Source organism: Rhodospirillales bacterium (assembly GCA_014323865.1).
In the GTDB taxonomy this organism is placed as follows: domain Bacteria; phylum Pseudomonadota; class Alphaproteobacteria; order SP197; family SP197; genus SP197.
Genome location: JACONG010000015.1, coordinates 25,408 through 39,612, shown reverse-complemented (window position 1 = coordinate 39,612; position 14,205 = coordinate 25,408). Strand labels below are relative to the sequence as shown.

The following is a 14,205-nucleotide window of genomic DNA, read 5'->3' as shown; positions in this document are numbered from 1 at the left end:
CATCGAGGCGCAGAACGTACACGAATGGACACCGCTGCACGGGGCGGCGCGTTACGGCACAGCGGAGAGCGTGCAGGCCCTGATCGACGCAGGGGCCAACATCAAGGCGCGGAACATACACGAATGGACACCGCTGCACGGGGCGGCGCGTTACGGCACAGCGGAGAGCGTGCAGGCCCTGATCGACGCAGGGGCCAACATCGAAGCGCGGACCGAAGACGAATGGACACCGCTGCTCTTGGCGGCGCGTTACGGCACGGCGGAGAGCGTGCAGGCCCTGATCGACGCAGGGGCCAACATCGAAGCGCGGACCAAAGTCGGATCGACACCGCTGCTCTTGGCGTCGCATTACGGCGCAGCGGAGAGCGTGCAGGCCCTGATCGACGCAGGGGCCAATATCGAAGCGCGGACCGAAGACGAATGGACGCCGCTGCTCTTGGCGGCGCGTTACGGCACGGCGGAGAGCGTGCAGGCCCTGATCGACGCAGGGGCCGATATCGCGGCGCGGACCAAAGTCGGATCGACACCGCTGCTCTTGGCGGCGCGTTACGGCGCAGCGGAGAGCGTGCAGGCCCTGATCGACGCAGGGGCCAACATCGGGGCGCGGAACAAATGCGGAGAGACACCGCTGCACGAGGCGGCGTTTGCCGGCAAACCGGAGAACGTGCAAGCCCTGATCGACGCAGGGGCCGACATCAAGGCGCGGGACGAAGACGGAAGGACACCGCTGCACGAGGCGGCGCGTCGCGGCACAGCGGAGAGCGTGCAGGCCCTGATCGACGCAGGGGCCGACATCGGCGCGCGGACCGAAGACGGCAAGCTCGCCGCCGATCTTGCCGAAAACAACGAAGCGGTGCGCAATCATGACGTGTTCCGGAAGCTGAACGAAGCGCGTCTCGACTGACCGTCGGGCGTCGGGGCGCGAAACGACGGCGGCACACGTCCTGTCGGTCTTGCTGCACAGGCCGCGGCTTCGCGTTCTTCCATGCGGCACCGCCACAACAACACCCCGATCCCGACGCCGTGTCGAAACAATCCACGTCCAGTCAAGTCCAGCGTCGTCCCGCCCGATCCGGTTATTTTTGCGCAAAAACTTTCACATCGAAACACCCCTTCGGAGTCCTCCTCCGGCACCGCCGTTGCCGATGTCGAACTGGAGTTCCGCAAGGCGCGCATAAAGGCCCCCTGCAGCGACAAGCTGCTCGTGCCGCCCGGCCTCCACGATCTGCCCGTTCTCAAGCACAAGAATGCGGTCGGCCTTGAGAATGGTCGCCAGGCGGTGCGCGATGACCAGCGTGGTGCGGCCTTCCATCAACCGTTCCAGGGCCTGCTGGACCATCTGCTCGCTCTCGGCATCGAGTGCGCTGGTGGCCTCGTCGAGCAGCAGGATCGGGGCATCCTTGAGAACCGCCCGCGCGATCGCCAGTCGCTGGCGCTGACCGGCCGAGAGCCGCACGCCGCGTTCGCCGACAAAGGTGTGGAAATCTTCGGGCAAACGTTCGACGAACCCGGTGGCGAAGGCGGCATCCGCGGCCCTGCGCACGTCCGCATCGCTCGCATCGGGTCGGCCGTAGAGAATGTTTTCGGCAATTGTGGCCCCGAAGATGACCGGCTCCTGCGGCACCAGCGCAAGCCGCTCCCGCAACAGATCGAGCGGCGCGCGGCGCACATCGACGCCATCGACCGCCACGCTTCCGGCACCGGGGTCGTGGAAGCGCAACAGGAGCTGGAACAATGTGCTCTTTCCCGCACCGGACGGACCGACCAGCGCCACGGTTTCGCCGCCCGCCACGTCGAACGTCACGTTCTGCAGCACCGCCTCATCGGGGCGCGCCGGATAGCGGAACGTGACGTCGCTGACCGCGATCGTGCCGGGGGACGGCTGCGGCAGGCATTCGGGCAAGGCCGGCGAGGCAATCGACGGTTCGACCGCGAGTAGCTCGCTGAGTCGCTCCGCTGCCCCGGCGGCCCGTTGCAGGTCGCCGTAGACCTCGCTCAGCGCCCCGACAGAGGCGGCCACCAACACCGCGTAGAAGACGAAGGCTGCCAGGTCGCCGCCGCTGATGTCGCCGGAGACGACGTCATGACCGCCCATCCAGAGCACACCGCCGATGCCGCCGAAGACCAGGAGGATGACCGTGGCCGTGAGGAAAGCGCGGGCGCGGATGCGCCGTGTCGCCGTGCCGAACGCCTCTTCGACCGCGTTGCCAAACCGCGCGCCCTCGAAGTCCTCGCGGGCAAAAGCCTGGACCGTCGGGATGGCGTTGAGCGTCTCATCGACCCGATGGCCGATATCGGCGATCCGATCCTGCGAAAGACGCGAAAGGGTCCGCACCATGCGTCCGAACACAAGGATCGGCATCAGAACCACGGGCACCAGCAGGATGACCACCACCGTCATCTTGAAGCTGGTGACGGCCAGCATGATCATGCCGCCGATCAGCAGAAGAATGTTGCGTAACGCCATCGAGAGGCTGGAACCGATCACGGTCTGCAGCACCGCGGTATCGGTCGTCAGGCGCGACAACACCTCGCCGGTGCGCGTGACCTCGAAGCAGGACGGCGGCAGCGTGATGACGCGGTCATAGACGTCGCGCCGCAGGTCGGCCACGACCCGTTCGCCGATCCAGGAAACCAGATAGAACCGGGCAAAGCTCGCGCCCGCGAGCATGATGACGATGGCGATCAGGGCGAAGAGCGCGCTGTCGAGCAGATCGTCGTTGCCGCGCGCAAGGCCGTCGTCGACCAGCACCCGCAGACCGGCGCCCAGACCGAGCACCGTGATCGCCGCCAGGAGCAGCGCGGCGAGTGCACCGGCGATCTGCTTCCTGTAGGGCAGCAGATAGGGTGCCAGGCGCCGGAGATGGCCGAAATCGCGGCTTCGCGGCCGTTCGCCGTTGCCGTTCTCGGAGCCGTTCCCAGGCTGCTGGCGTCGGGGCTTGAACACGTCGCCCCTATATCAGCGCCCCCCGGGGCCAACAAGCGAGAGTGGCGGGGCGGCGATTCCGCGCTTGCGGCGTTGCTACCGCTCCCCTATAAGGCGCGGCGCAAATTGCGAGTGGTGCCATGAAAAGCGACATCCATCCCGATTATCACGAGATCAAGGTCGTCATGACCGACGGCACCGAGTTCACCACCCGCTCCACCTGGGGCAAGGAGGGTGACACCATGACGCTTGAGATCGACCCCAAATCGCACCCCGCCTGGACAGGCGGCAATCAGCGCCTGATCGACACCGGCGGCCAAGTGGCCCGTTTCAACAAGCGTTTCGGGAGCCTCAAGCTGGGCTGAACGCCTGACGATCGCCGTTTCCGGACGGCGGGCCAGCGATGCCCCGCCGTTTGTGATTCAGCCCCTTGTGGTCTCGAATCCGGCCAGGAAGGCCGCGAGGTTGAGGCCCAGCTCGTCGCACAGGTAACCGCCTTCCTGCACAAGCACGGCCGGCAGCTGATGCAGGCGGGCGAAGAGACCGAGCTGCTCGCCGACCCGCCGGAACCCATCGGTTGTGATGTTGAGGATTCCCAAGGGGTCATTTTCCTGGGCATCGAACCCCGCCGAAACCAGCAGCACCCCCGGCGCATAGGACGCAACCCTGTCGAGGCCCGCGTCGACAGCTTCAAGGAACACGTCGTCGTCGGTGCCGCCCGGCAGCGGGATGTTGCAGTTGAAGCCTGTCCCTGCACCGACGCCACACTCGTGGCGATGTCCCCAGAAGTACGGATGGAAGCTGGTCGTGTCGGCGTGAAGCGACACGAACAGCACGTCGTCGCGCTCCCAGAACACGCTCTGGGTACCGTTGCCGTGATGCACATCGAAATCGAAGATCGCAGACCGCCCGAATGTCGGCCGCAGGTGTTCTGCGGCAATGGCGATGTTGTTGAGGTAGCAGAACCCCGAAGCCATATCGCGAAAGGCGTGATGCCCGGGCGGACGGCAGAGGGCATAGGCGTGCGTTGCGCCGTCACGCACGAGATCGGCCGTTGTCAACGCGATGTCCGCCGCCAGCCGGGCTGCCTCCCAGGTTGTCGGACCGATCGGGCAGGCGCCGTCGCCCATGTGAAAGCCGGCCTGCCCGACCACGTTGTCGGGCCTCGCGGGTGATGCGGTTCGTGCCGGATAGACATTCGGGATCACCTCGGGCCCGGCATTCGGCAGTTCGGACCAGCGGGCATGAGCGGACCGCAGGAAGGCCAGATAGTCGGGCGTGTGGATCCTCGCGATCGCAGAATCGGCATGCGGCTGCGGCGGCAGGATGCGATGCTCTTCGACGATCGCGTCGTGCAGCATTTGTGCGCGTTCCGGGACCTCGGCCGCAGGCTGGATCAGCCCCCTGACGAGGAAACTCTGGGGGTCATGCAGGGCATGATCGGGGCTGTAGACGACATCCATGTCGGATCTCCCGTTTGTCAGTAGCGTCCGAGCAGAAGGCCCGCCGCCATGAGAACACTTGCGGCCGACCACGCGAGCAACAGAATGAAGAACTGCGGTCCGCGCTTGAAACCGCGGTCGAGCATCAGAAGGGCGAAGAAGCCGATACCGCCTGCGGCAATCACGGTCCACAGCAGCGGGCTCGCCAGACCCATCAGCAGCGTGGCCCCGACGATCGCAGCGCCCAGATCGAGGCACCACATGGCGGCAATGATTCGGGGTCTCCGGGACGAGGCCGGACGGTTGCCTGCCACCTCGTCGACCACACGCGCGAGCCCTGCCAGAGCCACGCCGGCCGCGGCCACCGTGGCGATCAGCATCGCCATGTCCGCGAACCGGTCGATCTCGAACTCCGGCAGAGCGAGCGCACCGGCGCAGAAGGCGGTTGCCGTCAGGGCGCCACCGGCCACCAGTTCGAGCATCATGGGCGGTCGGGACTGCCCCATGGGCCAGATCAGGACCAGAAGTGTCGCCGCGAAACAGGCAATGGCAATCAGCACATCCGGTGAGATCGCCAGCGCCAGAACCACGGCGATCAGTGTCATGGCGAACAGGTGGCCGCGCGCGACGATGTGAGCTCGCTGTCTGAGCCGTCCCTGGATCGCGGCGGCCACAGCGATCACCAATGCGAGCGACAGGATCACCGCAAAAAGACCATAGATCGCAGGTGGCAGGAAGAGCGAGGGCAGCCACGCTCCAAGCGACAGGCTCTCGGCCCGCGCCGCGGCCATCCATCCGCCGGCGATCACAAGCGCGATGAAGCCGAAGATGGGCCACGGCCACTCCCGCTTCACCGTGTACCAGAGCTTCCGCGCCTCGCTACCGCCCAGCAGCAGCCAGAGTATGCAGATCACGACGAGGGGCGGGAGGTGCAGCAGAAAAGTCCGGCGCGCCTCGTCGCGGTCGGCGATGAGCGCGCCCTTCACCGCCATCCCGACTGCATCGAGGATCCAGGCATGGCGCTGCATGTAGGTCATGGAGCCAACCGTGATCAGGCCGACGACGATCGCGAAGCCCAGCGACGGCGCAAGCCGACGGCTCAGCAGCGCCCCGATGACAAGCGCGAAGAGTGCCGCTGCGAGCGCCTGTGCCGCGATCAGCTCGTTGAAGCCGAGACCGGGATCGAATCGCCCCAGAAGCGGTTCCGTCGCGAACGCCAGAAGCACACCGGCACCCGTACCAAGGGCAGCCGTCGGGCCGATTTGCAGAATCAGACGTGCCGCCAGACCGAACATGAGTGCCACGACGATAAAGCGCAGGGCCTCGCCCAGCAGCACACGTGCCTGGTCGGCCGGCTCGTTGAACAGTGGGATCGCCTGTTCGACCGGCAGCCAGAGGTCGAGCAGAAGCCGCAGGGCGACCGCGCAGAGCACCAGCAACAGCGCCTCGGCCGCAGTCTGCGGCGGCCAGTCCGGCACCAACAGGCTGCGTGCCGAGCCGCGGCCGAAATCCAGGTCGCCAGTGTTACGCTTCGTTCCCATGGCCGAACAATAGGAGCCGCCCGAGGGCTGTACCAGATCGCATTCTTCCTTAGGATCGGTTGTGTTGAACGCAGTTGAAGCCGGGGGTCTCCATGTCGCGATCCGTCATCATCACGTGCGCCGTCACCGGCGGCGGCGACACCGTGGGCAGGAGCGACAAGGTGCCCGTGACGCCCGAACAGATCGCCAATTCGGCGATCGATGCCGGCAAGGCCGGCGCCTCGATCTGCCACATCCACGTGCGCGATCCCGAGACCGGAGCGCCCTCAATGCGCCAGGATCTCTATGCCGAGGTCACCAGGCGCATCCGCGAGTCCGACAGCAACATCGTCATCAACCTGACCACCGGTCCCGGCGCGAGTTTCATCCCGTCGGACGACAACCCGGCGTTCAACAAGAACCCCGGCACCTTCCGCAAGCCGGAGGAACGCACGGCCCATGTTGAGGATCTGCTGCCCGAGGTCTGCAGTCTCGATGTCGCCACCCTCAACTTCGGCGAGCGCGCCTTCGTCAACGTGCCCCAGCACCTCGCGGTCATGGCCGAGCGCATCCGTGCGGCCGGCATCAAGCCCGAGCTCGAGGTCTTCGACGCCGGCCACCTCCGGCTCGCACGCAAGATGGTCGACGACGGCCTGATCGAGCCGCCGCCCATGTTCCAGCTCTGCCTCGGCATACCCTGGGGTGCGCCAGCGACGCCGGAGACCGTGGCCTACATGAAGTCCATGCTGCCCGAGAACGCGCTCTGGGCCGGATTCGGTATCTCGCGCCAGCAGATGCCAATCGCCGCAGAGATCGTGAACCAAGGCGGCCATATCCGCGTCGGCCTGGAGGACAACCTCTATCTCCAGAAGGGTGTGCTCGCGACCAACGCCCAGCTCGTCGAAAAGGCCGCCGACATTATCATGATGCTGGGCTGCAACGTGGCAAAGCCCGACGAGGCGCGCGCGATCCTGGGGCTCCGGGGCACGCAATGATCAGCGTCGATCTCGCCAGCAAGCGCAGCCTGGTCACAGGCCGCGCATCCGGCATCGGGCTCGCCACCGCAGAGGCCTTTGCGCGCAACAACGCCAGGGCCGCGATGAACGACCTGCCAGGCCATCGCGGGTCTCGGCGGGCTCGACCACCTGACCAACAACGCGGGCACGCCCGCAACGAAGAGCCCGCTCTCCTGCGTCGCTGCGACCGGAATGACAGGCGAGAGAGTTGTCGGACCTCAGAGATCCAGCGTCAGCAGCGGGGACTTGCTGCGGCTGCAGCAGACCATGATGAACTCACCGCGGGCCTTCTCCTCGTCGTCGAGGACGAAGTCGCGGTGGTCGGGATCGCCGTCGATCAGCACCGTGGCGCAGGTGCCGCAGATGCCTTCCTCGCACATCGTCTCGACCTCGATACCGTGCCCCCGCAGCACGTCGACGATCGACTTGTCGGCTGGTACGTCAAGCACCTCGCCAGTGCTGTTGATCCTGATCTGGAAGGCGTCGCTCTCGCCATGGTCGACCGATTCGTCGACCGAGAAGAACTCGTAATGCACGGTGCCCGAGGGCCAGTGCGAGGTGGCGGCCTCGCAGGCATGCATGAAGCCCGCCGGGCCGCAGTAGTAGACGTGCGCACCCTCTTGTCGGTCCCTGAGCAGAGCGATGATATCCAGGCCGTCGGCCGGATTGCCGTTGTCGTGATGGTGGTGAACCCTGTCGGCGAATTCGGAGCCCGCGATCTCGTCCTTGAAGGCGGTCTTGGCCGGTGACCGGGTGCAGTAATGCAATTCGAAGCTCGCCTCGCGGCTGGCGAGGTCACGCGCCATGGCCATCATCGGCGTCACGCCGATGCCGCCGGCAAGCAGGATATGATGCTTGGCGCGCTCGTCGAGCGGGAAGTTGTTGCGCGGCGGATGGATGGTCAGAACGTCGCCTTCGTTGACGTTGTCGTGCATGTAGACCGAACCGCCGCGGCTCCCGGGTTCGCGCAGCACGGCAACCACATAGCGGTCGACGTCGCGCGGATCGCTCGAGATCGAATACTGGCGGGCCAACCCGTTGCCCAGCTCGATGTCGAGATGGGCACCGGCCGTGAACATCGGCAGCAGCTTGCCGTCCGGATCGACCAGTTCATAGGACCGGATATCCTCGGCCTGCTGGACGATCTTGTTGACCTTCAGAGACAGCGTCGCACCGCTCATCGCCTTCGCTCCAATCGGGATGTTGTCTGGCCTCGGCTGAGGCCGCGCTCCTTACCACACCACCGCACCGAAGCGCCATGGCACGGACCGGAAAACCGTTGAGAACGATATGGAAGCGCGGACGGCTCGTGTCGAGCCGTCCGTGCCGCGCGATCAGGCCGCCAGCGTTTCGGCGATCTGAGGAAAGACCCGATGCGGCGTCATCGAGACGACGACCGCGACCTGCTTGACAGCCGACACCGCGTGGACCCAACGCAGGTCTTCGGCACAGGCGTGATATTCCTCGTAGGCCGCCTGCTGCAGCTTGTAGGCGTGCATCTCGCTCACATCCTCGCGACAGACCAGCCGCGCGGTCAGCGCAAACAGGTCGTCTGCCGGATGGCCCGCCTTCATGTAGGTCTCGGCCAGTGCAACGACGTTGCGCACCTCATCGGGTTCGACCAGTTCGTTGATGACCGTCGGCAGATTGTTGAAGTCGTAACCGTCGATCCCGAGGATGCGGCTCTCGATCTCGTCCAGGATGGCCTGGGCCGCGGGCGCGTCCGACACATCCCCCACGTTCTCCCAGTCCTTGGTCAGCGTGGCGTCGAGATAACGGATCTCGTAGCTCCAGGCCCAGCCGATCAGCGCCAGGACCTTCTTGCGGAAATCGACCTCGGGGAAGCCGATCAGGTAACGCCGCGCCGCGATGCCGGTGTGGACATGCACATCAAACGGGTTGCTGCTGTGCGACCGCAAGAAGAAGCGCGCACCGCCGACCGAGAGAGCCTCGCAGGTGCCTTCGAGCGACAGCCCCGTGTTCATCGCCCGCGCCACAATCTCCGGCAGCGCGGAAATGGTGGTGACGGCGCCCACCTCATCGGCCAGCGCGGCGATCGCATCGGCCTCGTGCGGACCACTCGCCTGCGGAACGCGCTCCTCGGTGAGGTTGTAGTCGGCGACCATCGCCTCGTGCTCGGTGAAGCGGTTGAAGTAGGTGATGCCGTCCCGGATCGTGTCGGCATTGAACTCGCCGAAGGCATCGAACGAATGATGCCGCGAGAGATAGCGCACCACGGGTCGCAGGATGATCGGTGCCCATTCCCAGCCGATCGCATCGAGCGCGCGCATGGCATAGAGCGGATAGAGGAAGTAGTGGTCATCGAGATTGTTACGGCGCAGGGACGTTGTCAGCAGGCTGTTGAGTATCTGACCGGGCGTCGCCTTCTCGCAGCACAGCGTCACAGCGCGTTCGGCAAGCCGCGGCTCGCGATCCAACATCGCCTTCTCGAGACGGGTCAGCACCTTCCCGGTCTCGACGTCACGCTTCAGGTTGTCGAAGGCGACCATCGCAGCCGGGCCCATCGACGGCAGATTGACATGTTTGTTGGCGAGCGCGATGCACTGCAGCGCGGGCAGGTTGGCGCTCTCGCCCTCCAGGCGTTTCGTGAGGCCGACGACAGCGTGAATACCCGCGATCGGATGGATGGGGCCACCGTGATGGTCGGACGGCAGTTCCGACGAGCGCGACACGCCCAGCGCCGCAGCCCGCACGAGATCGAGCGGATCGGCCCCACCGCGCAGGCGGTCGACCGTGGCACCGATGATCTCCTCGCGTGGCGTGTCCTCGACAAACCTTGTGAGCGCCTCCACATGGGCGTCGAACTCGACCAGTCGCACCATTTCGTTTCTCCTTCTGCGGCCTCGGGTCAAATCGTGCAATGATCGGGACTATACCTCAGACCGGGATCTCTGTTGATTGCCTTCTTGACAAGCTATTGATATCAAAACTGATATGATTGAACGCCGATGGATTCCCTCGACCAGCGCGCTCCTTGCCTTTGAAAGCTCGGCGCGACTCAACAACTTCAGCCGGGCCGCGGCGGAGCTCAACACATCGCAATCGGCCATCAGCAGGCACATCGCCACGCTGGAGTCCCGCCTCAGGACCAGACTCTTCGCCCGCAGCGGACGATCGCTCGAACTGACCGCCGACGGCGACCGCTTCTATCGCGCGGTGCTCTCCGGCCTGGAGGCCGTGCAGTCGGCCGCCATGGCGATTGCCCATGCCACCGGTGACAACCAGCTCACGCTGGCCTGCACGCACGAGATCTCGCACCTCTATCTGCTGCCGCGCTTCGAGGCGTTGCAGCAGGCCGTCGGCGAGGAGACCCGCATACGGATCATGACCATCGAGTACGATGTGCTTGAGGCGCTCATGGTGCCGTCGATCGACCTGATCTTCGCCTATAAGGTGCTGGGCGCGGCACCCGACGAACACGTCGTCGCCCTGCCCGAAGCCGTGACGCCGATCTGCTCCCCCGGCTTCGCCGAAGAGAACCACGAGGCCCTCGCACGCGGTGTGTCGGGCTGGTTCGACTTGCCGTTCCTGGAGAACACGCGCCCCAACGAGGGCTGGATTACCTGGGACGAGTGGTTCGGCCGGATCGGCACGCCCGCTTTCACGCCGCGCTACACCGGCTTCGGCAACTATGTCTATCTGCTCGAGGCGGCCGCCGCCGGGCGGGGCCTCGCGCTCGGCTGGCACGGCATGATCGAACGCCACCTCGAGGCCGGAACGCTGGTTCCGGCGCTCGACCGAGCCATCTCGACCGATCGCGCGCTCTATGCCGTGCTGACCCGCAACGGCCGCGATCGCGAAGTCGCCCGCACCTGTCTCAACGTCCTCGACGCGGCCTGACGCGATGGCGCACAAGCCCCGCAAACAACGGCTGGACCTGACGATCGACCGCTTGGGCGCACGCGGAGACGGTATCGCCGGTCACAACGGGCACCCTGTCCTTGTCGCCGGCGCACTGCCCGGCGAGCGTGTCACGGTCGAGACAGGCGCGTTGCGTGATGACGGCATCACGGCGCGGGTGCTGGACCTCCTCGAAACATCACCGCAGCGCGATGATCCGCCCTGCCGTCATGCAGATTGATGCGGCGGATGCGCCCTGCAGCACGCAAGCCCGGACCTCTATGGCACATGGAAACAGGGTCTGCTGATCGAGGCGCTGGCGCGGCGCGGGCTCGACGTCAATAGTCGTGGACGTCATGCCCCACCGGGGTCGCGGCGGCACCTTCGACCAGTTCCTCTGGTCGCATCATCTTGAGCTTGTCGGGCGCTTCGTCCGTCGTTGACGACGGTACCGTATCGGTGCGATGACGGCAGTGACAACACTGTCGCAAGACGGATTTCCGGGAGACAGAAGACCGTGAGTTCGCCGATCACACCGGACGGCTTCGAGCGCCTGTCCGCAGAACTGAAGAAACTCAAGAACGAGGATCGCCACGCCATCTCGCGTGCCATCGAGGAAGCGCGTGAGCACGGCGACCTGAAGGAGAATGCCGAGTATCACGCCGCCAAGGACAAGCAGGGTCTGACCGAGGCGCGCATCCGGCAGCTTGAGGGCATCCTGGGCGAGTCCCAGGTGATCGATCCCAAGCGCAATCCCGGCGACAAAATCGCCTTTGGGGCCCATGTGACGGTGGTCGATCTCGACACCGAGAAGGAAGCGTCCTACCAGATCGTCGGCGAGTACGAGGCCGATCTCGATGCCAGCCGCATCTCGATCAAGAGCCCGATTGCGCGCGCGCTGATGGGCAAGGAACTGGGCGACGACGTCGCATTCAAGACGCCCAGGGGCGAACGCGAACTCGAGATCACGTCGATCAGCTACTGAACTTGTCTTTCGGCTTCTCGTCGAGCCGGGGATAGGCACCGGGAACGGTGCCGTGCCTGATGATCGGTCGTGGCCGACCGCGCCGCACGGTCTCGCGGTGCAGGATGTAGAGGCCTGCACCCACGATCAGCGCCATGCCGCCGGCCGCCCAGGCATCGGGGAAGGCTCCGAAGACGAGGAACGCGGCCACCGTCGTCATCGCGATATGGATGTATGAGAGCGGCGCGAGCAGCGAGGACTCGCCCTCCGAATAGGCACGGATGTGGCAGAAGTGCGCGATGATGCCGAAGCCCGAGATGCCGGCGAGCAGGAGCCATTGACCGGCGGTCGGCGTCACCCAGACGAACGGGATCGCGATGGTGAAGAGCAGCGCGCTCGCCGCCACGGAGTAGAGCCGCCACGGAGTAGAACAGGCTGGTCCAGGCGCTGTCGCCCTTGCCGATCATGCGGGTCAGCACGACGTAGACGGCGGCCGAGAGTGCATCGACCAGCGGCACGACGGTGATCGACGTGAAGAACGCCATGCTCGCGATGGCAATCAGGATCGACCGGGCGATCTGCTTCCGGGGGTGTTTCGGCCGTGCGATCGCGATCGGTGACCGCCGCAGCAGGATGGGCAGAAGCGTCACGCTGACGATCGCCCGGATCCGGAGCAACTGGACGGGACTCATGACTTCCTCGGCGACGAGCTGCTTGCCGATCAGATCGAGGCCGACAAACAGCACGCTGGATGCCATCAGCCAGGCGACGGCCCGCATGTTGTCGGACGAATTGGAAAGAGCCTTCAGCACCCGTCGCCCCCGACCATGAGGTCAGAGGAGACCAGTGTTGAGACCGGGATTTACGAAGCGCGTTCCCGGTCGCGATCACGCGAGCCTGACTTCTGCACATAGGCGATGGCGCAGTGCTCGACGCAGTACGGCTTACCCGGCACCACTTCCTTGCCGCAGAAATGGAAGTTGGCGTCGCCGGGATCATGGAACGGCCAGCGGCACATGTTCGGACCGAGCATGATGACGTCTGTAATCCGGCTCGATTCCTTCACCTTCGGTCTGGGTTTCGGCTTGGGTGCCTTCTTCGTCACCTTGCCCGAGATCGGCGAAGGCCGGGGCTTCAGGCCCAAGCGGTACGACTTGCCGACCACCGCGTTCTTCGAGACGCCGAGCTCACGGCCGATCTCCGCCGTGCTGAGACCCTGATTCCAGAGTTTCTTCAGGTGCTTGATCTTCTCGTCGGTCCAGCTCATGTCGTATCCGCATTTTCGGGGGTCGTTCGAAAGGGCGCACACCATCACGGCACAATCGGCTTCCGTCAATATGGGATCGCCTCAGCGCGGGTCAAAGAGGTCGCCGCGCGCGGCCAGATGCGGAGCGACAAAGTCCATGAAAGCGTGCACACGCACGGTGTGCCGGAGTTCCTCGTGGGTCAGCAGACAAAAGGCGGAGTTGGCGTCATCCGGCAGGTAAGCCAGACGCTCCAGCATCGGCTCCGCCTCGGCCAGAAAACACGGTAGCGCCGCAAAGCCCTGACCGGCGCGCGCAGGCCTTGAGCCTGCGGAACACGGTGCTGCGATCGACGCCGAACGCCTTGCCCGCAGCGTCCAGCCGTTCTGCAATCCGTGTTTGCCAGATCAGTCGTCGTGACTGCACTTTCGCAATCCCGGATCATCGTCAGGCACCACACACACGAATTTCTTCCGGTGATCGACCAACGTCTTGCCCCTGGTGAACCCTCGGCTTGCGCGTCTCGCTGGGCGTCATGTTCCTCGCCCACGGCCTTCTGAAGGTCGTCGTCTTCACCCTTCCCGGCACCGCCATGTTCTTCGAGCCCCTCGGTCTGCCGGGTTTCATGGCCTATTCCGTCACCTTCGCGGAGATCGGCGGCGGCACCCTAGTTCTCAACCGGACGCGCATCACGCAGGTGATCGGCGGAAAGCTGGCGGAGGCGTGATCGTCCGGGCCGTTGCGGGCCGTCCTCGGAGACCACCACCCAGGCGGGGAGTGTCAAACGACGCTCCCCGTTTCCGGCTGGGGTGGCCACGGAACCGATCTACTTCGTCTTGAGTTGGCTCTGCCACCGGCGCTGACGCCACTGTTACGACGACCGTTTCCGCCCCCACGCTTGCGACGAGCTCGACGAAGTCGTTGCCCAGTTGCGCACAAACGTTTCCCGCATCATCGACAATCTGCCGGCTTCGATGCGCTTCGAACACGCCGTCGGCAGCCTGCGTGGCGATCCCGTCCAAGAGGCGCTCAACCGGGACCGTCCCGGCGAGATGGGCCTTGCCGACGGCTGGGATCGCAACCGCTTCCTGAAGGAAACGAAGATCACGACGACGAAAGGCGAGGCCTATCAGAACCTCTGCATCGGCTGCGACCGTTTCCACGACAAGGTCCTGAAGCCGCGCATCAAGGCGACCCGACAGAAACGACGGGCCCGCATCGCCACCTCCTGA

Annotated in this window: 16 protein-coding genes; 8 read left to right on the top strand and 8 right to left on the bottom strand. The window is 65.3% G+C overall.

Annotated elements, in window-relative coordinates; genetic code table 11:
- Positions 1 to 904, top strand: a 904-nt coding sequence (locus GDA49_08685; GenBank protein MBC6440463.1) for an ankyrin repeat domain-containing protein, incomplete at its 5' end; no start/stop codon positions are given.
- 192 nt (positions 905 to 1,096) lie between these two features.
- On the opposite strand, the gene GDA49_08680 is transcribed toward GDA49_08685, so the two are convergent.
- Entirely contained in the window at positions 1,097 to 2,947 is a 1,851-nt protein-coding gene (locus GDA49_08680) for an ATP-binding cassette domain-containing protein (GenBank protein ID MBC6440462.1), read from the bottom strand.
- 119 nt (positions 2,948 to 3,066) lie between these two features.
- Between GDA49_08680 and rpmE the strand changes: the two genes are divergently transcribed.
- Positions 3,067 to 3,291: a 50S ribosomal protein L31 gene (gene rpmE / locus GDA49_08675; GenBank protein ID MBC6440461.1), complete on the top strand. Its 225-nt coding sequence runs from the start codon at positions 3,067 to 3,069 to the stop codon at positions 3,289 to 3,291.
- Between the two features lie 57 nt (positions 3,292 to 3,348).
- Here the strand turns inward: rpmE and GDA49_08670 are convergent, their stop codons facing one another.
- Both GDA49_08670 and GDA49_08665 read right to left on the bottom strand, forming a co-directional pair.
- Entirely contained in the window at positions 3,349 to 4,389 is a 1,041-nt protein-coding gene (locus tag GDA49_08670; GenBank protein MBC6440460.1) for a histone deacetylase family protein, read from the bottom strand.
- Between the two features lie 17 nt (positions 4,390 to 4,406).
- Positions 4,407 to 5,909, bottom strand: coding sequence for a hypothetical protein (locus GDA49_08665; GenBank protein MBC6440459.1), 1,503 nt, complete (start codon positions 5,907 to 5,909; stop codon positions 4,407 to 4,409).
- 92 nt (positions 5,910 to 6,001) lie between these two features.
- Between GDA49_08665 and GDA49_08660 the strand changes: the two genes are divergently transcribed.
- Positions 6,002 to 6,883, top strand: coding sequence for a 3-keto-5-aminohexanoate cleavage protein (locus GDA49_08660; GenBank protein ID MBC6440458.1), 882 nt, complete (start codon positions 6,002 to 6,004; stop codon positions 6,881 to 6,883).
- Positions 6,884 to 7,122: 239 nt separating this feature from the next.
- On the opposite strand, the gene GDA49_08655 is transcribed toward GDA49_08660, so the two are convergent.
- Complete coding sequence (locus GDA49_08655) at positions 7,123 to 8,085, bottom strand: oxidoreductase (GenBank protein ID MBC6440457.1); 963 nt, start codon at positions 8,083 to 8,085, stop codon at positions 7,123 to 7,125.
- A gap of 153 nt (positions 8,086 to 8,238) precedes the next feature.
- Positions 8,239 to 9,747, bottom strand: coding sequence for a hypothetical protein (locus GDA49_08650; protein MBC6440456.1), 1,509 nt, complete (start codon positions 9,745 to 9,747; stop codon positions 8,239 to 8,241).
- 112 nt (positions 9,748 to 9,859) lie between these two features.
- Here GDA49_08650 and GDA49_08645 point away from each other — a divergent pair, with 112 nt between their 5' ends.
- The 3 genes from GDA49_08645 to greA all read left to right on the top strand — a co-directional run bounded on the left by GDA49_08645 (position 9,860) and on the right by greA (position 11,750).
- Positions 9,860 to 10,765: a LysR family transcriptional regulator gene (locus tag GDA49_08645; protein MBC6440455.1), complete on the top strand. Its 906-nt coding sequence runs from the start codon at positions 9,860 to 9,862 to the stop codon at positions 10,763 to 10,765.
- A 4-nt stretch (positions 10,766 to 10,769) separates the two neighbouring features.
- Positions 10,770 to 11,006, top strand: coding sequence for a hypothetical protein (locus GDA49_08640; GenBank protein ID MBC6440454.1), 237 nt, complete (start codon positions 10,770 to 10,772; stop codon positions 11,004 to 11,006).
- A 288-nt stretch (positions 11,007 to 11,294) separates the two neighbouring features.
- Positions 11,295 to 11,750: a transcription elongation factor GreA gene (gene greA / locus GDA49_08635; protein ID MBC6440453.1), complete on the top strand. Its 456-nt coding sequence runs from the start codon at positions 11,295 to 11,297 to the stop codon at positions 11,748 to 11,750.
- Here the strand turns inward: greA and GDA49_08630 are convergent.
- The 3 genes from GDA49_08630 to GDA49_08620 form a co-directional block, all read right to left on the bottom strand.
- Entirely contained in the window at positions 11,740 to 12,135 is a 396-nt protein-coding gene (locus tag GDA49_08630) for a DMT family transporter (GenBank protein MBC6440452.1), read from the bottom strand. The genes greA and GDA49_08630 overlap by 11 nt on opposite strands.
- Before the next feature lie 456 nt (positions 12,136 to 12,591).
- A complete protein-coding gene (locus tag GDA49_08625; protein ID MBC6440451.1) occupies positions 12,592 to 12,996 on the bottom strand; it encodes a global cell cycle regulator GcrA-like protein in 405 nt (134 codons plus the stop codon).
- An 81-nt stretch (positions 12,997 to 13,077) separates the two neighbouring features.
- Positions 13,078 to 13,233, bottom strand: a complete 156-nt coding sequence (locus tag GDA49_08620) for a hypothetical protein (protein ID MBC6440450.1) — start codon at positions 13,231 to 13,233, stop codon at positions 13,078 to 13,080.
- Between the two features lie 275 nt (positions 13,234 to 13,508).
- On the opposite strand from GDA49_08620, the gene GDA49_08615 reads away from it, so the two are divergent.
- Positions 13,509 to 13,700, top strand: a complete 192-nt coding sequence (locus tag GDA49_08615) for a DoxX family membrane protein (GenBank protein ID MBC6440449.1) — start codon at positions 13,509 to 13,511, stop codon at positions 13,698 to 13,700.
- 202 nt (positions 13,701 to 13,902) lie between these two features.
- Positions 13,903 to 14,205, top strand: a complete 303-nt coding sequence (locus GDA49_08610; GenBank protein MBC6440448.1) for a hypothetical protein — start codon at positions 13,903 to 13,905, stop codon at positions 14,203 to 14,205.

Bases quoted from the DNA above. Each gene is read 5' to 3' on its own strand.
- rpmE (MBC6440461.1), top strand. From the start codon at position 3,067: ATGAAAAGCGACATCCATCCCGATTATCACGAGATCAAGGTCGTCATG.
- GDA49_08670 (MBC6440460.1), bottom strand. From the start codon at position 4,389: ATGGATGTCGTCTACAGCCCCGATCATGCCCTGCATGACCCCCAGAGT.
- GDA49_08665 (MBC6440459.1), bottom strand. From the start codon at position 5,909: ATGGGAACGAAGCGTAACACTGGCGACCTGGATTTCGGCCGCGGCTCG.
- GDA49_08660 (MBC6440458.1), top strand. From the start codon at position 6,002: ATGTCGCGATCCGTCATCATCACGTGCGCCGTCACCGGCGGCGGCGAC.
- GDA49_08655 (MBC6440457.1), bottom strand. From the start codon at position 8,085: ATGAGCGGTGCGACGCTGTCTCTGAAGGTCAACAAGATCGTCCAGCAG.
- GDA49_08650 (MBC6440456.1), bottom strand. From the start codon at position 9,747: ATGGTGCGACTGGTCGAGTTCGACGCCCATGTGGAGGCGCTCACAAGG.
- GDA49_08645 (MBC6440455.1), top strand. From the start codon at position 9,860: ATGATTGAACGCCGATGGATTCCCTCGACCAGCGCGCTCCTTGCCTTT.
- GDA49_08640 (MBC6440454.1), top strand. From the start codon at position 10,770: ATGGCGCACAAGCCCCGCAAACAACGGCTGGACCTGACGATCGACCGC.
- GDA49_08625 (MBC6440451.1), bottom strand. From the start codon at position 12,996: ATGAGCTGGACCGACGAGAAGATCAAGCACCTGAAGAAACTCTGGAAT.
- GDA49_08620 (MBC6440450.1), bottom strand. From the start codon at position 13,233: ATGCTGGAGCGTCTGGCTTACCTGCCGGATGACGCCAACTCCGCCTTT.
- GDA49_08615 (MBC6440449.1), top strand. From the start codon at position 13,509: ATGTTCCTCGCCCACGGCCTTCTGAAGGTCGTCGTCTTCACCCTTCCC.